The organism is Rhodococcus sp. NPDC079359 (genome assembly GCF_040702585.1).
In the GTDB taxonomy this organism is placed as follows: Bacteria; Actinomycetota; Actinomycetes; order Mycobacteriales; family Mycobacteriaceae; genus Rhodococcoides.
In genome coordinates, this window is sequence record NZ_JBFBLH010000015.1 from 23714 (window position 1) to 40599 (window position 16886).

The 16886-nt window shown below is 64.8% G+C and carries 20 protein-coding genes; 10 read left to right on the forward strand and 10 right to left on the reverse strand.

The annotated features are described in order from the left end of the window. The first annotated feature begins 191 nt into the window (after window positions 1-191). Window positions 192-503: a hypothetical protein gene (locus AB0362_RS24360; protein WP_068048371.1), complete on the forward strand. Its 312-nt coding sequence runs from the start codon at window positions 192-194 to the stop codon at window positions 501-503. Window positions 504-527: 24 nt separating this feature from the next. Here AB0362_RS24360 and AB0362_RS24365 read toward each other — a convergent pair whose 3' ends face one another. After that, complete coding sequence (locus AB0362_RS24365; RefSeq protein ID WP_317549860.1) at window positions 528-1172, reverse strand: Type 1 glutamine amidotransferase-like domain-containing protein; 645 nt, start codon at window positions 1170-1172, stop codon at window positions 528-530. After that, window positions 1169-1609, reverse strand: coding sequence for an HIT family protein (locus AB0362_RS24370; RefSeq protein ID WP_317810908.1), 441 nt, complete (start codon window positions 1607-1609; stop codon window positions 1169-1171). Before AB0362_RS24370 ends, AB0362_RS24365 begins: the two co-directional genes overlap by 4 nt. Before the next feature lie 254 nt (window positions 1610-1863). Between AB0362_RS24370 and AB0362_RS24375 the strand changes: the two genes are divergently transcribed. Genes AB0362_RS24375 through AB0362_RS24385 form a run of 3 tightly spaced genes read left to right on the forward strand, consistent with a single transcriptional unit; the run spans window position 1864 to window position 4726 of the window. After that, a complete protein-coding gene (locus AB0362_RS24375; protein WP_068048363.1) occupies window positions 1864-2982 on the forward strand; it encodes a Re/Si-specific NAD(P)(+) transhydrogenase subunit alpha in 1119 nt (372 codons plus the stop codon). Next, entirely contained in the window at window positions 2982-3305 is a 324-nt protein-coding gene (locus AB0362_RS24380; RefSeq protein WP_068048360.1) for an NAD(P) transhydrogenase subunit alpha, read from the forward strand. Before AB0362_RS24375 ends, AB0362_RS24380 begins: the two co-directional genes overlap by 1 nt. Next, complete coding sequence (locus tag AB0362_RS24385) at window positions 3305-4726, forward strand: NAD(P)(+) transhydrogenase (Re/Si-specific) subunit beta (protein ID WP_149408056.1); 1422 nt, start codon at window positions 3305-3307, stop codon at window positions 4724-4726. Before AB0362_RS24380 ends, AB0362_RS24385 begins: the two co-directional genes overlap by 1 nt. 43 nt (window positions 4727-4769) lie before the next feature. On the opposite strand, the gene AB0362_RS24390 is transcribed toward AB0362_RS24385, so the two are convergent. Beyond that, the gene (locus AB0362_RS24390) at window positions 4770-5483 is read right to left on the reverse strand and encodes a hypothetical protein (protein WP_317810909.1); all 714 of its coding nucleotides are present in this window, start codon (window positions 5481-5483) and stop codon (window positions 4770-4772) included. Window positions 5484-6076: 593 nt separating this feature from the next. On the opposite strand from AB0362_RS24390, the gene AB0362_RS24395 reads away from it, so the two are divergent. After that, entirely contained in the window at window positions 6077-6391 is a 315-nt protein-coding gene (locus tag AB0362_RS24395; RefSeq protein ID WP_149408054.1) for a hypothetical protein, read from the forward strand. 114 nt (window positions 6392-6505) lie between these two features. Continuing rightward, entirely contained in the window at window positions 6506-7531 is a 1026-nt protein-coding gene (locus tag AB0362_RS24400) for a phosphotransferase family protein (RefSeq protein WP_317810852.1), read from the forward strand. 4 nt (window positions 7532-7535) lie between these two features. On the opposite strand, the gene AB0362_RS24405 is transcribed toward AB0362_RS24400, so the two are convergent. Continuing rightward, entirely contained in the window at window positions 7536-8009 is a 474-nt protein-coding gene (locus tag AB0362_RS24405) for a thioesterase family protein (protein WP_149408053.1), read from the reverse strand. A gap of 10 nt (window positions 8010-8019) precedes the next feature. Beyond that, a complete protein-coding gene (locus AB0362_RS24410; protein ID WP_149408052.1) occupies window positions 8020-9237 on the reverse strand; it encodes a benzoate/H(+) symporter BenE family transporter in 1218 nt (405 codons plus the stop codon). A 179-nt stretch (window positions 9238-9416) separates the two neighbouring features. Here AB0362_RS24410 and AB0362_RS24415 point away from each other — a divergent pair, with 179 nt between their 5' ends. After that, on the forward strand, window positions 9417-10163 hold the full coding sequence (locus AB0362_RS24415) for a GntR family transcriptional regulator (RefSeq protein ID WP_037193713.1): 747 nt from the start codon (window positions 9417-9419) through the stop codon (window positions 10161-10163). Window positions 10164-10165: 2 nt separating this feature from the next. Here AB0362_RS24415 and AB0362_RS24420 read toward each other — a convergent pair whose 3' ends face one another. After that, the gene (locus tag AB0362_RS24420; protein ID WP_149408051.1) at window positions 10166-10627 is read right to left on the reverse strand and encodes a PTS glucose transporter subunit IIA; all 462 of its coding nucleotides are present in this window, start codon (window positions 10625-10627) and stop codon (window positions 10166-10168) included. Next, window positions 10624-10860, reverse strand: coding sequence for a PTS glucose/sucrose transporter subunit IIB (locus tag AB0362_RS24425; protein WP_317810853.1), 237 nt, complete (start codon window positions 10858-10860; stop codon window positions 10624-10626). Before AB0362_RS24425 ends, AB0362_RS24420 begins: the two co-directional genes overlap by 4 nt. A 169-nt stretch (window positions 10861-11029) precedes the next feature. Here AB0362_RS24425 and AB0362_RS24430 point away from each other — a divergent pair, with 169 nt between their 5' ends. Genes AB0362_RS24430 through nagB form a run of 3 tightly spaced genes read left to right on the forward strand, consistent with a single transcriptional unit; the run spans window position 11030 to window position 14271 of the window. After that, window positions 11030-12277: a PTS transporter subunit EIIC gene (locus tag AB0362_RS24430; RefSeq protein ID WP_068048343.1), complete on the forward strand. Its 1248-nt coding sequence runs from the start codon at window positions 11030-11032 to the stop codon at window positions 12275-12277. Next, on the forward strand, window positions 12274-13458 hold the full coding sequence (locus tag AB0362_RS24435; protein WP_317810851.1) for an amidohydrolase family protein: 1185 nt from the start codon (window positions 12274-12276) through the stop codon (window positions 13456-13458). Before AB0362_RS24430 ends, AB0362_RS24435 begins: the two co-directional genes overlap by 4 nt. After that, a complete protein-coding gene (gene nagB / locus AB0362_RS24440; RefSeq protein WP_317549853.1) occupies window positions 13459-14271 on the forward strand; it encodes a glucosamine-6-phosphate deaminase in 813 nt (270 codons plus the stop codon). A gap of 1 nt (window position 14272) precedes the next feature. On the opposite strand, the gene AB0362_RS24445 is transcribed toward nagB, so the two are convergent. From AB0362_RS24445 to AB0362_RS24455, 3 genes are all read right to left on the reverse strand, one after another. Further along, window positions 14273-15100 carry a shikimate 5-dehydrogenase gene (locus AB0362_RS24445; RefSeq protein WP_317549852.1) on the reverse strand — a complete coding sequence of 276 codons (828 nt, stop codon included), beginning with the start codon at window positions 15098-15100 and terminating at the stop codon, window positions 14273-14275. Between the two features lie 10 nt (window positions 15101-15110). Further along, on the reverse strand, window positions 15111-15833 hold the full coding sequence (locus AB0362_RS24450; protein ID WP_262498624.1) for an HNH endonuclease family protein: 723 nt from the start codon (window positions 15831-15833) through the stop codon (window positions 15111-15113). Between the two features lie 97 nt (window positions 15834-15930). Then, window positions 15931-16836, reverse strand: a complete 906-nt coding sequence (locus AB0362_RS24455; protein ID WP_317549851.1) for an NADP-dependent oxidoreductase — start codon at window positions 16834-16836, stop codon at window positions 15931-15933. Window positions 16837-16886 lie beyond the last annotated feature (50 nt).

The window sequence follows — 16886 nt, forward strand, 5'->3', positions numbered from 1 at the left end:
AACTCGGACTTTACCCACCCCGTCGGGGAGAGGGTGAGCGTTTGATGGAAGTGAGTCACATCAGTAACACCAGCCTCAGGCGTTACCAGATCGATGCGTCGTCGACACGTAAATTTGTAGTTCGCCACGCTAGCGTCCAGCGCAGCGAACCTCGCACTCCACGCGGTGCGAGTCGACAAGGAGGCTGCACCATGATCGATCCCGGAAGTGACTCCTGGAACTACGTGGCCGCGATGTTCTCGTACGAATTTCTCGGGGGCGGAATCGAATACGACACCATCGAGCGCATTCACCGAGGCGAGATCGACGAGTGGGTTCAGGCGTTGACACAGTCGGGGCTCTTCGATCGAGCAGCCATCGCGCAGATTGCCGACTCGTGGCATCAGGCCCCTCGCCAGTTGTTCGACATGCTGGTGCTCGATGCGGACGAAATGACCGCCAGACGGTGCTCGCTGGCGTGGTCCTCGCTGGACCGACTCGCTCCACTTGCTCGCCTGGGCTGAAGACTCGCCCGGGCCGAAGGACGGTCAACTACCGAGCACACGCGTTCCCGACGCATCGACGACGATGGCCTGTTCGTCGGTCAACCCACGGCAGTCGATGCCGTCCCTGCGCAGGCGCTGCATCGTTGCTTGCCCCGAATCGTTCTCGTCCAGAACGGAATTCAGGTGCGGGACGATCGAGAAACCGACCAGGCCCAGTCCGGTCCACACCGGATCGACACCTGTTGCGGGCCGAACCTCGCCGGGGTCGTCCGCGTCCTCGACGCCGATCAACGACGGTGCGGCAACACACGCGCCCGCGCTGTATCCGCCGTACACGATCGATCCTCGCCGAACACGCTCGGCGATGACCTCGTCTGCGCCCGAGCGGGCGAGTTGAGCGCGCAGGACGAACGTATTGCCCCCGCGAACCCACACCGCGCCGAAGTCGTCGAGGGCGCGCTCGAGAGCAGCGGGCCGACCCACGTACTCGCGCAGATCCAGCTCGGCAGGCCGATACCCGAGCGCCCGCAGCGGAACGAACTCGCTTGTGAGCGAGGATTCGCGAGCGGCGCGCGGCCACGCGTCCGATGCGTTCGCAATCACGGCGAGATCGGACGGTGGGCCGGTGAGCTCGACGAAAACGTCGGAGTGGCCACCGAATCGGTACGACGACAGGAACAGCTTCATGCCGTCGGTTCGCCATCGAGCCGGGCCAACCCGACACGAACGGCGTCCGCGACACGCTCGGGCTCACTCAGACGACGTGTCACGAAGCCGGCCGCGAACCGGAAGCGGTCCCGATGCCAACGAGGCACCACGTGCAGATGCAGGTGGAAGACCGTCTGAAATGCGGCCTTACCGTCGTTGATCACGAGATTGGCTCCGTCGGCGCGCAGGTCCGAGTGCCGGACCGCGCGCGCCAGCGTGTGCCCGACGCGAAACACGTCTGCGGCCGCGTCCGGGTGGGTCGCATTCAGATCGGTGGCGTGCTCGCGCGGAACGACGAGCAGGTGGCCGCGAGTGACCGGCCGAATGTCGAGAAACGCGACAGCATGGTCGTTCTCGAACACGCGATGCGCGGGAGCGTCGCCCGCGACGATGGCACAGAAGATGCAAGATTCCACGGTTGTCACTGTAGGGTCCGTTCATCACCGATAGACCCATATGGCGCGCATCACAATTGCGCTCCCCGTGGCCGAGGAATGTCGAAACGGACTCGATTCAGAACGAATCGGACTGTGTTCCGGGCTACCCGCGGTCTGTCTCCTCTGGCTACTATCAGGGACCTTGTGCCTTGTCGCATGGGTTCGTCCGCTCGTCGCAGGCTCGGAGCCGTTGGTCGATTCGTGGACACCATTCAACGCAGGAAGACGGAGATTTGGATACATCGCAGAGCACTGAGAAGGGTTCGGGATCCACGACTGTCGTCGGTGTGGTTCGGGAATCGGGGGAGGGCGAACGTCGTGTCGCTCTGGTGCCCAAGATCGTTGCCTCCCTGGCGGGCAAGGGCGTCGAGATCGTCGTCGAGTCCGGCGCCGGTCTCGGCGCTCTGATTCCCGACGAGTTGTACGTCGCCGCCGGAGCGACCATCGGTGATCCATGGTCGGCCGACGTCGTGGTGAAGGTCGCGCCGCCGTCCGACGCCGAGATCGCCAAGCTGACGTCGGGTTCGACGCTCATCGGATTTCTGGCACCGCGCAACGCGGAGAACAGCATCGGGGCGTTGAAGGCGGCCGGAGTACAGGCTTTCGCCGTCGAGGCGATCCCGCGGATCTCACGGGCGCAGGTGATGGACGCACTGTCCTCTCAGGCCAACGTCGCCGGCTACAAGGCCGTGCTGTTGGCAGCGTCGGAGTCCACCCGGTTCTTCCCGATGCTCACCACCGCTGCGGGCACCGTCAAGCCCGCTACCGTGCTGGTGCTGGGCGTCGGCGTGGCAGGTCTGCAGGCGCTCGCCACCGCGAAGCGTCTCGGCGGCCGCCCCACCGGATACGACGTGCGTCCGGAGGTGGCAGATCAGGTTCGATCCGTCGGCGCGCAGTGGCTGGATCTGGGGATCGACGCCGCTGGCGAGGGCGGATACGCGCGTGAGCTGACCGAAGACGAGCGGGTGCAACAGCAGAAGGCTCTCGAAGAGGCCATCAAGGGATTCGACGTGGTCATCACGACCGCGTTGGTTCCCGGACGCCCTGCCCCGCGATTGGTCACGGCCGCGGCCGTCGAGGGCATGAAGCCGGGCAGCGTCGTGGTCGACCTCGCAGGGGAAACCGGTGGCAACTGTGAACTCACCGAGCCCGGCGAGACCGTCGTCAAGCACGACGTCACCATCTGCTCCCCGTTGAACCTGCCGGCCTCGATGCCCGAGCACGCCAGCGAGCTGTACTCGAAGAACATCTCGGCATTGCTCGAACTCATGTTGGTCGACGGCAAGCTCGCTCCGGATTTCTCGGACGAGGTTCTCGCCGGTGCCTGCGTGACACGTGAGAAGGAGAACTGATGTACACCCCGCTGCTCGCGAACATCGCGATCCTGGTGCTGTCCGGGTTCGTCGGCTTCGCGGTGATCTCCAAGGTGCCCAACACCTTGCACACCCCGTTGATGTCGGGAACCAATGCCATCCACGGCATCGTCGTGCTCGGTGCCCTGGTGGTGCTCGGCAAGGTCGAGGATCCGTCCATCGGCCTGCAGGTCATCCTGTTCGTCGCTCTCGTGTTCGGAACGGTCAACGTCATCGGTGGATTCGTGGTCACCGACCGCATGCTCGGCATGTTCAAGTCCAAGCCCGTTCCTGCCAAGGCCACGAAGGGTGCTGACTCCTGATGGACAATCTCGTCAACATTCTCTACATCGTCGCCTTCGGCATGTTCATCTACGGACTGATGGGTCTGACCGGACCGAAGACAGCCGTGCGTGGCAACCAGATCGCCGCTGTCGGCATGTTCCTCGCCGTCGTGGCGACGTTGATCTCTGTTCGCGATACCGAAAACTGGATTCTGATCGTCGTCGGCCTGGTCGTCGGCGTCGCGCTCGGTATCCCGCCTGCTCGCCGAGTGAAGATGACCGCGATGCCACAGTTGGTGGCCCTGTTCAACGGCGTCGGCGGTGGAACGGTTGCGCTGATCGCGTGGGCGGAATTCCTCGACACGTCGGGATTCTCGAACTTCAAGCACGGTGAATCGCCGACGGTCCACATCGTCATCGGGTCGCTGTTCGCGGCCATCATCGGGTCGATCTCGTTCTGGGGATCGCTGATCGCGTTCCTCAAGCTGCAGGAGACCCTGCCCGGCTCGCCCATCACCATCGGCAAGTTGCAGCAGCCGCTCAATGCTCTGCTGCTGATCGGTGCTGTGGGCGCCGCCGTGGTCATCGGCATCAACGCCACTCCGGGCGGCGGGGTGTCGCAGTGGTGGATCGTAGCGGTTCTCGTACTCGCCGGAATTCTCGGTCTGACGGTCGTGCTGCCCATCGGCGGCGCAGACATGCCGGTCGTCATCTCGCTGCTCAACGCTCTGACCGGTCTGTCTGCGGCGGCCGCAGGCCTGGCGCTCAACAACACTGCGATGATCGTCGCCGGCATGATCGTCGGCGCGTCCGGCACGATCCTGACCAACCTGATGGCCAAGGCCATGAACCGTTCCATTCCGGCGATCGTCGCCGGTGGATTCGGCGGGGGCGACGCTGCTGCAGGTCCTGCGGGTGCAGGCGGCGGAACGGCGAAGGCCACCTCCGCAGCCGACGCTGCCATCCAGATGGCGTACGCCAACCAGGTCATCGTCGTTCCCGGATACGGCCTCGCCGTTGCGCAGGCGCAGCACGCGGTCAAGGACATGGCCAAGCTGCTGGAATCGAAAGGCGTCGAGGTCAAATACGCCATTCACCCCGTCGCCGGTCGCATGCCCGGGCACATGAACGTGCTCCTTGCCGAAGCCGACGTCGCATACGACGCGATGAAGGAGATGGACGACATCAACGACGAGTTCGCCCGTACCGACGTCACGTTGGTCATCGGCGCGAACGACGTCACGAATCCGGCGGCGCGCAACGATCCGTCGAGCCCGATTCACGGGATGCCGATCCTGAACGTCGATCAGTCGAAGTCGGTCATCGTTCTCAAGCGGTCGATGTCGTCCGGATTCGCAGGCATCGAGAACCCGTTGTTCTTCGCCGAGGGAACCTCGATGCTGTTCGGCGACGCGAAGAAATCGGTTTCGGAGGTGACCGAGGAGCTCAAGGCTCTCTAGTCACGGGCAGTCAGCAGTACCGATGGGGCGCTCCGGTTGTTCGTCACCGGGAGCGCCCCGTCTTGCGTCGAACGGCCAGAGCGGCCGTATCGATCGGGTTGCGGGCTTCACGGGCAGCTGCATCGGGCGAGAAGAGCATGACGATCGAGCACGCCGGCCACCACACGAACACGATCGATGCGGCGCTCACGATCCCGGTGATGGACAAGGATCCGACGATCAGGGCGGCCGCCGCCACTACGAGTGTTGCGACGGTTCCCAGACCGAGGATCACGGGCCGCCACGCCGCGGACGCCACCATGGATGCAGCTCCGAGCAGCGAGGCCACGGCGACGAGTTGACCGCTAGGAAGGTCTGCGGACGGCATCGACGCTCCCATGATCTCGCGAGCGATCGCACTGGTCACGACGGCACCGACGGTGCAGGCAATCACCACCCCGATGCCGTACGGCAGCTTGCGTATCAGCGCCACGACGGCGAGCGCGGCTACGGCGATCAACACCGCGGTCACATCGATCGCATCGAGTAGATGAGCGGCCAGTGCCGCGGCCGGGGTCGATTCCCAGGACGTCGTGGTTGCGATGTGCGGTGCCCGCATCAGGAAGATCAGCAGCAGGACCGCAGAGGCACCTGACACGGCCGAGCGCGCGATGACGGCGCGCCTGCGTCTGCGGCTCGAGGTGCTGGACGGCAGCGCAGTCGTCTTTGCGTCGGTCGACGCGCGAATCGGTCCGGAGTCCAGGCTCGGTGGTGGCATGGGTGCCACGGTGCCAGAACCTGCTGAACGGAGGATGTGAGGAACTTGGGAACCGGCTGATCACTGCTCTGGTAACGATTCGATCACACCGGGTCGCGTGTGCGGAACCATGAATCGTGGAGGGGCAGAGTCCGCCTCGTCAAATTCTCGAAGTTTGTTTCAGCGCCAAATGCAGGTGTACGAGCATGTTTTCATGCGTCCGAACAATCCTCTGACCTGCAATGGAGCGGAGTGGATTCGATTCGGTGGTGCTCATGTCCGAGTGCCGAACAGCACCCCGGGTCGGGCCTCGGCCCTCTCAGCTGGGCGTTTGTACTCGCATTGTTCCCCGTCACAGCAGTTCGTAAAGCGAACTATGACTTCGTTGCAAAGCGTTGATCGGATGGGTAAATCTGTGTGACGATACTCACATAGTCCAGTTCACCCTGGGCGAGACCCACCGGAAAGGCGTAGTTTCAGCCGCATCGGAAACCCGCATTCGACCGTTACAGCCCGAACGATAACGATCTGGAAACGGACCGTGCTACCCGTCGTAACCCGTCGGCACGGGGTATTCGACAACTACGGACGCCGGACACTCGAAGGAGAAGAACATGACCGCAATGTCTCAGGGACAGCTCGACATGGTCCGCGCCTTCTTTTGCAACGAGTTCGAGGCGGACTCTCTCGACCGATCCACGGTGCCCGAGCCCACCGCCGAGGCCGTCGCCGAGTGGATCGATGCGCTGACCAACAGCGGCCTCTTCGCTCCGGCCGAGGTGCGCAACATCTCCTCGGTGTGGGCGGCCCAACCGGAGACGCTGGTCGCAATGCTGATCGGTGAAGTGGACGAAATCGCCGCCAAGCGCGGCGCAGCGGTGCCGGCCGCAGCACCGGATCTGGTCCCCGCGTTCGTGCGCGCCAGCTGACTCGTCCCGGGCCCGGAGTCTTTCGCATCAGGGCAGGTTCCGCTTCGCTACTATCGGTCGAATTCCGATGACGGCAGTCGACAACGGTGTCGCGCGGCGAAGTGAGGGTTCTGTATGGGCGCAGTGGGACTGGACGAAGACGCAGTATCGACCTGGATCGCAGGATTGGGGATAGGCGCAACCTCGCCCCTCACCTTCCAGCGGATCGGCAACGGTCAGTCCAATCTCACCTACGCCGTCCGCGACGCCGGTGGCAGTAACTGGGTGCTTCGACGTCCACCACTGGGGCATCTGCTGGCCTCCGCACACGATGTCGTGCGCGAACATCGAATTCTGTCCGGCCTGCAGAACACGGCGGTGCCGGTTCCGAAGATGATTGCGATCACCGAGGATCCTTCGGTGTCCGAGGTCTCGCTCGTGCTGATGAGTTTCGTCGACGGGATCGTCGTCGACTCGGTGGCGGCAGCCGAACAACTCGACCCCGATCACCGACGCCGCATCGGACTCGGCCTCACGGTGGCGCTGTCCGACATCCACCGCGTCGATCTCGACTCCGCCGGTCTGGCAGATCTGGCCAGTCACAAACCGTACGCCGCTCGCCAACTCGCCCGGTGGACGAAGCAGTGGCAATCCTCGCGCACTCGCGACGTACCCGGTATCGATTCGCTGGCAACTCGATTGGCAGCGGGGATTCCTCCGCAGCACGAGGTGACCCTGGTGCACGGCGACTTCCACCTCAGCAACGTCATCACGGCCCGCGAAGACGGCCGTGTCGCGGCGGTCGTCGACTGGGAGCTGTGCACACTCGGAGATCCGTTGGCGGACCTCGGCGGTCTGCTGGCCTACTGGCCGCAAGCCGACGACGGGGTCGCCGGTCCGTTCATGGCGTCGACTCTGCCGGGCTTTCCCACCAGGGCCGAGCTTGTCGAGTCGTATGCGCAGCACACCGGGCGCGACGTCTCCGACGTCGGATTCTGGCAGGTGTTGGCGCTGTGGAAGCTCTCGATCATCGCCGAAGGCGTCATGCGGCGGATGGAAGCCGACTCGCGAAACCGGGCCGTGGCAGGCGGGCCGACCACGACGCTCATCGACGACATCGTCACCAGGGCATTGCGTACGGCCGACGAGATCGGCCTCTAGTCGGTCAGCTCGACGCGGTCCCGATCACCAAAGTGCGCGCTGCGCTCTCGATTTCGGGCGGAATCGCCACCGGCTTACGGGTGACCCCATCGACGTACACGTGTACGAATCGACCCCTCGCCGCCAACTCCAACGCATCGTCGCCGGCCTCGCGGAACAACCCGAGCGAGTACACGATGCTTCGTGTGCCCAGCTTCTCGACGGCCAAGCCCACCTGAAGGCGATCCGGAAAGCTCAGCTCGGACAGGTAGCGGCACGAGGTTTCGGCGACGACTCCGATCGCCGGCAGTGTCCGGATATCGAGTCCCGTCGTCTCCATCAACCAACCGTTGACGGCGGTATCGAAATACGCGTAGTAGGTGACGTTGTTGACGTGGCCGTAGTGGTCGTTGTCGTCCCATCGCGTCGTCACGGGCCACAGAGCCGGAAAATCCGATGCGTGCGACAACTCCGGCCCTGGGTTCACCTGATCGGTCATGAACGTGACCCTAACCAGTGGCGTCGGGAGCGGGCGTCGCCGGGGACCGACGACGCAGGATCGCACGGACCACCAGCCCGACCACCAGTGCCCAGAATGCGGAGCCGATTCCTGCGAATGTCAGGCCGGAAGCGGCGACGAGGAACGTCAGAACGGTCGCCTCCCTGTCCGATGCATGTTCGAGTGCACCGAACAACGACGCCGCGAGAGTTGCCAACAAGGCAAGTCCGGCAACGGTTTCGACCACGCCTGCAGGCGCTGCGGCAACCAGGGTTGCCAGTGCCGCGGACAGCAGCGCCAACACCAGATACGAGGAGCCCGCGGAGAAAGCCGCGACCCAACGCCGCTTCGGGTCCGGATGGGCACCGGGATTCGCCGCGAGCGCAGCGCTGATCGCGGCGAGGTTGATCGTGTGCCCACCCGCGAAAGCCCCGAGGACGGTTCCGGTTCCGGTGACGGTCATCGACGCACGCCAAGGAATTCGGTAGCCGAACGACGCCATGACGGTGGTGCCCGGGATGTTCTGCGACGCCATGGTGACGATGTACAGCGGCACCGCGATACCGACGGTCGCCTGCCACGTCCAGTGCGGAATCGTCCAGTCGATCCGAGGAATCAGATCGGATGCCGCGATGGGTGTGCCGCCGCCGATCAAGTCCGCTGCGATGACTGCAGCCGCCGCGAGGAACGCAGCGGGAACCGCCCATCGCGCGTTGAATCGAAGTACCAGGAGCCAGACGAGTACCACCGGAGCTATCCGGGCGGGTGAGTCGGCAAATGCAACGACCGGTGCCGCGCACAGCGGTAGCAGCACTCCGGCCAACATCGCCTGAGCGAGTGGTATCGGGATCTTCGAGACCGCGGCGCCGAGTCGTGGCCACAGGCCGGTCAGGACGATCAGCACCCCAACAGTGACGAACGAACCCACTGCGGCGGGCCACCCTCCGACCACCATGCCGGTTCCGGCGAGCAGCGCAGCGCCCGGCGTCGACCACGCCAGCGTGATGGGCTGTCTGTATCTGCGCGCGAGCCACATCATGCCCACGGCCTGGGTGACACACAGCGCCAGCAATCCGGAGGCCGCCTCGGTCGGGCTGGCCCCTACCGCCCGCAGGCCCGTCAGCACGACGGCGAACGAGCTGGTGAAGCCGACCAGTGAGGCCACGATTCCCGCGCTGATGGGGGTCGAGAGCGGCGTCGGTCTGTCGGCGGCGTCGGCAGTGGTCACGACTGACGATGATGCACTGTGGGCCGTCGCCTGTCGCGTCGTTTCCCGTCGAGCCGGGTCGGCGCTCCGAGTCGGTGGCCGAACGCTGTCGGGGCACGGTCGACGTGACGTAGTCTTTGGGTTGGACCGGACCAGTCCGTACCGCTGGGTCGGCGAGTGACGGAAAGGCCGGCGCAGTGGTGATGCCCGTACATCTGAGGGACAGTCAGGTTCCGAAGCACGAACAGCTTCGCGCGATTCTGTTGCACCGCTGCACCAAGGAGTTGCAGCCCGGCGATCTGATGCCCAGCGAGCGAAAACTGATGGAGGACTACGGCGTCAGCCGCATCACCGTCCGCGAGGCCATCGGCCAGCTCGTCAACGACGGACACCTGGTTCGGGTGCGTGGCAAGGGCACGTTCGTGGCCAGTCGCACCGTGCAGTCTCGTTTGCACCTGGCGTCGTTCTCGGAGGAGATGCGCGCGCAAGGATTGACGCCGACGACGGTGGTGCTGTTCGCACGGCTCGAAAGCCCTTCGGCGGCAACGACTCGCGCCCTCGGCCTGGCCGACGGAGAACAGACCTACCACGTCAAGCGTCTACGACTGGCCGACGCCGAACCGGTCAGCGTCGACGATGCGTGGTACCGGGCTTCCCTGCTCCCCGGCCTCATCGAGCACGACCTGAGCAAATCGGTGTACGAGGCCGTGCAGATCCATTACGGATTGACCATCGACCGGGCCGAGCAGACCGTCAAAGCCACTGCAGCAGACAGTGATACCGCCACCCTGCTCGGCACCAAGCGTGGCGCCCCCGTGCTGTATTTCGACCGCGTCTCCTTCAGCGGCGACGAGCCGCTCGAACATACCGAGAGCTGGTACCGCTGCGATCGGTATCAACTGTCGATGGAAGTCGAAGGCGGGCGACGCACCCCGCAGCGTCGGTGAGATCAGGGCAGCTCGAACAGAAGGTCGCCCACTGCCACGGTGTCGTCGATGCTCGCACTCGTGACCGAATCCGGCTTCGAATCCATCAACACCACCGGAACGACATCCGAGTAGCCCGCCGCCGCGATCGCTGCGGGATCGTAGGTGACGACGAGGTCGCCGGCCTCGACTCGATCGCCCTCTGCTGCAACGAGTTCGAAGCCCGCGCCCTTCATCTTCACGGTGTCGATGCCGATGTGCACCAACACGCCCGCCTTGTCCTCGGTGAAGACGACGAACGCGTGCGGGTGAAGTTTGAGAATCGTGCCCGCGACCGGTGAACGAACCTCGACGGACCCGTCGCTCGGAGCCGGGCGTAGCGCGACACCGGAGCCGACCATCTGCGCCGAGAACACCGGGTCGGGCACGTCGGCGAGCGAGATGACCTGCCCGGCAACCGGGCTGAGGATCGTCCTTGTGCTCACAGGATGTCGCCGATGTCTTCGGCGAGCGTGTCCGCTTCGGGACCGACGATGACCTGAACGGCGGTTCCCTTGTGAAATACGCCGTGGGCACCTGCCGCCTTGAGCGCCGCCTCGTTCACCAACGACCCGTCCTTCACCTCGGTGCGCAGCCGAGTGATGCACGCTTCGATCTCGACGATGTTGTCGGCACCGCCGAGGCCTTCGACGATCGCGTCCGCTTTGGACATGTGGATTCTCGCTTTCTGCCGGCTTGTATCTGTCGAGTGGATCACACGGCCGGGTTGACACGAGCCTGCCACCTGGCCAAACTACAACTGGTAATGACCGGACAGTACCCCTGATGGCATCCGGTCACAACAGCGAAATCGCCCTCGAAGGACCAGCCTCGAAGAGAAGGTCGCCATGACCCCGAAGAAGACGGACTCGATCGATACCGAGCCGAAGAAGGAATCACGATCATTGGCCGGGCTGCAGCGGTTCGGTCGCAGCCTCATGCTGCCGATCGCTGTTCTGCCTGCCGCCGGAATTCTCCTGCGGCTCGGTCAGGACGACCTGCTGGGGAGATTCAGCGCACTGGAGACCACTGCTGCGGTCATCTCCGCCGCCGGTCAGTCGGTTTTCACCTGGCTTCCCCTCATCTTCGCGGTCGGTATCGCCATCGGCTGGGCCAAGAAGTCCGATGGTTCGACCGCGCTCGCAGCGGTGGTCGGCTACATGGTGATGAACGGCGTCTTCACGGCAATGTCGCCGGTCGTGCTCGACGGAGAGGTCGATGCCAACGGTGACCCGGCCGTGATCGACTACGGCGTGTTGGCAGGAATCGTCATCGGACTGCTCTCGGCAATTCTCTGGCAGCGTTTCTATCGCCAGAAGCTGCCGGACTATCTCGGCTTCTTCAGCGGCCGTCGTCTGGTGCCGATCATGACGGCGATCACCGGACTCGTCGTCGCCGTGATCATGTCGTTCGTGTACCCACTCTTCTACAGCGCTCTACAATGGGTGGGCAACACCGTCGCCGACCACAGTGTGGTGGGCAGCGGAATCTACGGCTTCGCCAACCGCATGCTCATTCCCACCGGGCTGCACCACATTCTGAACTCCGTCGTCTGGTTCCTGGTGGGGGACTACCAGGATGCAAGCGGTCAATTGGTCCGCGGCGATCTGAACCGGTTCTTCGCCGGCGACCCGTCCGCCGGAGTGTTCATGACCGGATTCTTCCCGATCATGATGTTCGCCCTCCCCGCTGCGGCATTCGCGATCTACCGCAACGCCAAGCCGTCGCAGAAGAAGATCGTCGGCGGAATCATGTTGTCCACCGGCCTGACTGCCTTCGTCACCGGAATCACCGAGCCGCTCGAATATTCGTTCATGTTCGTGGCCTGGCCGCTCTACATCATCCACGCAGTGTTGACCGGAACCTCGATGGCGTTGACCAATGCCCTCGGAATCCACGACGGCTTCTTCTTCTCCGCCGGTGGCATCGACTACCTGCTGAACTACGGAATCGCCACCAAGGCATGGCTCCTCATTCCGATCGGCCTGGTGTACGCGGTGATCTACTACTTCCTGTTCAGCTTCGTCATCAAGAAGTGGAACCTGCGCACCCCCGGACGTGAGGACGACGCCGTGCTCGAACCCGATCGAGCATGACCGCATCCACTGCGACGACGCACCGCGGACGGGTCGTCACGCGCGACCGAGTGATCGAGGACGGCGTCGTCGCATCGACGGGAGACCGGATCTCGTGGGTCGGGCCGACATCGGCGTGGCCCGGTGAGGCCGTACCGCAAACGAATTCGACGATCCTCCCCGGGTTGGTCGATCTGCACTGCCACGGTGGAGCTGGGGCGTCGTTTCCGGATTCACCGGCCGTCGATCTCATGACGGCGGTACGGCATCACCGCTCTCGCGGGACCACGACGATGCTCGCGTCACTGGTGTCGGCACCGCCGGATCGGCTGATCGCGCAGACGTCACTGTCGGCCGATCTGTACGAATCCGGTGACATCGCAGGCGTCCACCTCGAGGGGCCGTTTCTCGCCGTCGCACGCTGCGGCGCACAGGACCCGGCGTCGCTGCGCAGCGGAGATCCCGGACTGCTCCGCGACATACTGGGCGCGGGCCGCGGCGCGGTGCGGTCGATGACCCTGGCGCCCGAGATCGACGGGTTCGCGGTCATCGCAGAGATGTTGCGGGAGAACGGAATACTGCCGAGCATCGGGCACACGGACGCCGACGCGCTCACCACGCGACGCGGTATCGAGTCGTTGGGGAACGGCCCCATGACTGCAACACATCTGTTCAACGGAATGCCGACCTGGCATCATCGGTCGCCGGGCCCGGTGAGCGAGTGCCTGGCGGCCGCGGCGCGCAGCGTGATGGTGCTCGAATTGATCGGTGACGGAGTGCATCTCGCCGACGAGACCGTGCGTGCGGTGTTCGATCTCGTCGGCGGCGCACGGATCGCGCTGGTGTCCGACGCGATGGCCGCAGCCGGCATGCCGGACGGTCGCTATCGACTCGGACCATTGGATGTGACCGTCCGCCACGCGGTTGCACGGTTGTCCCGCGACGCAGACAACGAGACCGCTCCGATCGCGGGCGGAACCGCTACCGTGCTGGACCTGGTGCGCCGAGCCGTGCTGGACGCCGGCGTGCCCCTGGTCGAGGCCGTGCGGGCTGCATCGTCGACTCCGGCGGCCTCGATCGGCCTCGACTCCGAGATCGGTTGCCTCGAACAGGGCATGAGAGCCGACGTCCTGGTGGTCGACGCGGCGTTCGAGCCACTGCAGGTGATCAGAGGCGGAACTGTAATCGGAGAGGGCAGCTAGATGGAGGTAGTGATCCTAGAGGGGGTCGACGCAGTGGATCGAACGGCCGCCGACATCGTCGAACGAATAGTACGAGCCGGCTCCACCGGCAACCTGAGTCGTTCCGCCGGCTCCACTCCTGTACTGGGCCTCGCAACCGGGTCGACCCCGGTGGGCACGTATCGCGAATTGGCGCGGCGGCATCGAGAGGACGGCCTGTCGTTCGCGCACTGTCGTGCCTTCCTCCTCGATGAGTACATCGGACTGCCGAAAACCGCTGAGCAGTCGTACTTCTCGTTCATTCGAGACAACTTCGTCGACCACGTCGACCTGGACGACGCCGCAGTGTTCTCGCCCGACGGCGAAGCGGACGACATAGCGGCAGAGGCGCAGCGGTACGACGCCGCGATCGCGGCCGCAGGTGGCGTCGACGTCCAGATCCTCGGAATCGGCACCGACGGGCACATCGGCTTCAACGAGCCCGGATCTTCACTGAAGTCGCGGACGCGGGTGAAGACGCTCACCGAACAGACGCGCGTCGACAATGCCCGGTTCTTCGATTCTCCCGAGGACGTACCGCATCACGTGCTGACGCAGGGGCTGGGCACCATCGACGAGGCGCGCCACCTCGTGTTGATCGCAACGGGGGAGTCGAAAGCGGACGCGGTGGCGGCGGCCGTCGAGGGACCGCTGTCGGCGTACTGTCCGGCGTCGGCCATTCAATGGCACCCGCACGCAACGGTGCTGTTGGACGAGTCCGCGGCGTCGTCGCTCGCACTCGCGGAGTACTACCGGTACGCCTACGCCAACAAGCCCCGGTGGCAGCACCTGTGAGTCACCTGCGCGAGAACTCCGATGCGTGCGCGATCTGTTCGTCCGACGGCCGGACTCCGGTGTAGAGGACGAACTGTTCTGCCGCCTGCAGGGCGATGACCTGAGCGCCGGTGATCACGGGTTTGTCGGCGGCCCGAGCGGCGACGATCAGCGGCGTCTCCGACGGCATGGCGACGACGTCGAACACGGCTTTCGCCGCGTCGATCTGCTCGTCGGTGAACGGTGCCGAATCAGCGTCCGGTCCGCCGGCCATTCCCACCGGGGTCACGTTCACCAACAGGTCTGCGCCCACCGCTTCGGCGGACCAGTCGTAGCCGTAGGTCTCGGCGAGGGCAGGGCCGGTGTTCGAGTTGCGGGCGACGACGGTACCCCGGGTGTAACCCGAATCCCGCAGCGCGGCAACGACAGCTTTGGCCATACCGCCGCTGCCGGTGACGGCCACCGAGTAGTCGGTCGAGAAATCACTCGCGCCGAGTAGGTTCGCGACGGCCTGGTAGTCGGTGTTGTATGCGTGCAGGACGCCGTTCTCGTTGACGATCGTATTGACGGATGCGATCGCGCTGGCGGACTCGTGCATCACGTCGACCAATTCGATGACATCTTCCTTGAACGGCATGGAGACGGCGCAGCCTCGAATGCCCAGCGCGCGAACGCCTCCCACCGCAGCGGCGAGGTCGGTGGTGGTGAACGCCTTGTAGACGAAGTTCAGGTCCAACTCGTCGTAGAGATAGTTGTGAAAGCGTGTTCCGATGTTGCTCGGTCGGCCGGACAGGGACATGCAGAGCTGTGTCTCACGGTCGAGGAAGCTGCGCGCGTGTGCTGGTGCCATCGCTGAGACTTTACGCCGCGCACGTCGAGGCGACCGAAGCGAGAACACCCTGATCGGCCTGGGTGATCGGCAACTCGTACTGGGCGGCGACCGACAGGTATTTTCCCGCGTAGAAGCAGTGGTACGCCTCGTTCGGCGGTAACCATTGCGAGGGTGTCTTGTCGCTCTTGCTCTGATTGTCGGCTCCGTTGACCGCGAGCAGATTGAACGCCACGTCGTTGGCGAACCGAATTCGCTTGTCGGGCAACCACGTGTTCGCGCCCATGTCCCACGCGGCGGACAGGGGGTAGACGTGATCGATCTGAATCTTTCCGGCATCGGCCTTGGTGAACTGCATCGGCTCACCGGAGTACGGATCTGCGAGCGAACCCGACAGCACGACGCAGTCGCGAGTGCCGGCCCGGAACTCGACTTCCGTCATCGACAGCGCCAGGACGTTGTCGCGGGTACCGCAGCCGTCGTGACCACCCGGCCCGTCGTAGTCGTCCGTCCACGCCGGGCCGAACACACACCCTTCGCCGCTCTTGCATCCGCGCTCGTAGCCGAGGGCGTCGGGCCTGGCGGCGACCACGCGAACCTGCGCGAGCAACTGCTCGACCTGAGTGCGAGTGGGACTACCCGGAGCGGGTTCGGCGGGGGAGAAACCGGGGATGGCGGGCCGGTCGCACGAGCCGAACACAGCCATCACGGCCGCAGCGATCACCAGCAGTACCGCCACCCACAGCTTTCTCACGCACGCCCCATCGTCGATCTTCGTACTCGGTCGTCGTTCCTTGTGACAGCAGTGTGCCGGAACGCACCGACAGTTCTCCGCTCACGCCAACCCGGCATCAGCGAACCTCGACCACGACCTTGCCGAGCACGTGCCCGTCCTCGACCAGGGCGAGAGCCTCACCCGCACGCTCGAGCGGGAACACATGGTCGATACGCGGACGAATGATGCCCGACGCAGTCAGGTCGGCCAGCCGGGCGAATGCCGCGGTGGTGCGGTCGCGATCGACACCGGAACCACCCCACTGCGCCGCGAGCACCGGGTCGGCAACGCTGACGATCGGTATCCCCGCCGTCACAGCGGTCGCGGCGGCGCGCAAGCTCTCGCCCCCGACGAGATCGATGATGCCGTTCACCGGTCGTGACAGCGAGTCGACGAAATCGGCGCCGGACGCGAGAAATTCGGCTCCGAGGCTCTCGATCCACTCCTGCTTGCCCGTACTCGCGACTGCGAGAACGTCGATACCGTCGGCTCGCGCGAGTTGCAGAACGGTCGAACCCACGCCGCCGCCCGCGCCGAGCACCAGGATGGAATTACCCGTGCCCACGGCGAGCCGCGCCAGCGCGTCGTATGCGGTCCCGGCGGCCACCGGCAGAGTGGCTGCGGCCGCCCAGGACACGGATTCGGGCTTGTGGGCTGTGCTCGACGCGTTGAGCACGGTGTACTGCGCATAGCCTCCGTATCCCGACGCGGTGGCTCCGAACACGTGGTCGCCCACCGAGAAGTCGGCCACACCGGCACCGGCCGACACGACCGTGCCCGATACTTCCCGGCCGAGAACCGCAGGCAGGGTGATCGGCACGGTGTCCTTGCGATTGCCCGCCCGCACCTTCCAATCCGCGGGATTGACGCCGGCGGATTGGACCGCGACGAGAATCTGGCCAGGTCCCGGCTCGGCGACGGGTAGGTCCAGAAGGTATTCGGTGTCGGGTCCGCCGTATTCACTGAAGCCGTACGCGATCATGTACATACTGTGCCTCACCCAGCGACTCGCTCGAAGCGCCTCACCTGAAG

Excerpts from the sequence above, each read along its gene's own strand:
- AB0362_RS24365 (WP_317549860.1), bottom strand. The coding sequence starts at position 1,172 with ATGAAGCTGTTCCTGTCGTCGTACCGATTCGGTGGCCACTCCGACGTT.
- AB0362_RS24390 (WP_317810909.1), bottom strand. The coding sequence starts at position 5,483 with ATGCCACCACCGAGCCTGGACTCCGGACCGATTCGCGCGTCGACCGAC.
- AB0362_RS24385 (WP_149408056.1), top strand. The coding sequence starts at position 3,305 with ATGGACAATCTCGTCAACATTCTCTACATCGTCGCCTTCGGCATGTTC.
- AB0362_RS24435 (WP_317810851.1), top strand. The coding sequence starts at position 12,274 with ATGACCGCATCCACTGCGACGACGCACCGCGGACGGGTCGTCACGCGC.
- AB0362_RS24395 (WP_149408054.1), top strand. The coding sequence starts at position 6,077 with ATGACCGCAATGTCTCAGGGACAGCTCGACATGGTCCGCGCCTTCTTT.
- nagB (WP_317549853.1), top strand. The coding sequence starts at position 13,459 with ATGGAGGTAGTGATCCTAGAGGGGGTCGACGCAGTGGATCGAACGGCC.
- AB0362_RS24430 (WP_068048343.1), top strand. The coding sequence starts at position 11,030 with ATGACCCCGAAGAAGACGGACTCGATCGATACCGAGCCGAAGAAGGAA.
- AB0362_RS24380 (WP_068048360.1), top strand. The coding sequence starts at position 2,982 with ATGTACACCCCGCTGCTCGCGAACATCGCGATCCTGGTGCTGTCCGGG.
- AB0362_RS24455 (WP_317549851.1), bottom strand. The coding sequence starts at position 16,836 with ATGATCGCGTACGGCTTCAGTGAATACGGCGGACCCGACACCGAATAC.
- AB0362_RS24400 (WP_317810852.1), top strand. The coding sequence starts at position 6,506 with ATGGGCGCAGTGGGACTGGACGAAGACGCAGTATCGACCTGGATCGCA.
- AB0362_RS24405 (WP_149408053.1), bottom strand. The coding sequence starts at position 8,009 with ATGACCGATCAGGTGAACCCAGGGCCGGAGTTGTCGCACGCATCGGAT.
- AB0362_RS24360 (WP_068048371.1), top strand. The coding sequence starts at position 192 with ATGATCGATCCCGGAAGTGACTCCTGGAACTACGTGGCCGCGATGTTC.
- AB0362_RS24445 (WP_317549852.1), bottom strand. The coding sequence starts at position 15,100 with ATGGCACCAGCACACGCGCGCAGCTTCCTCGACCGTGAGACACAGCTC.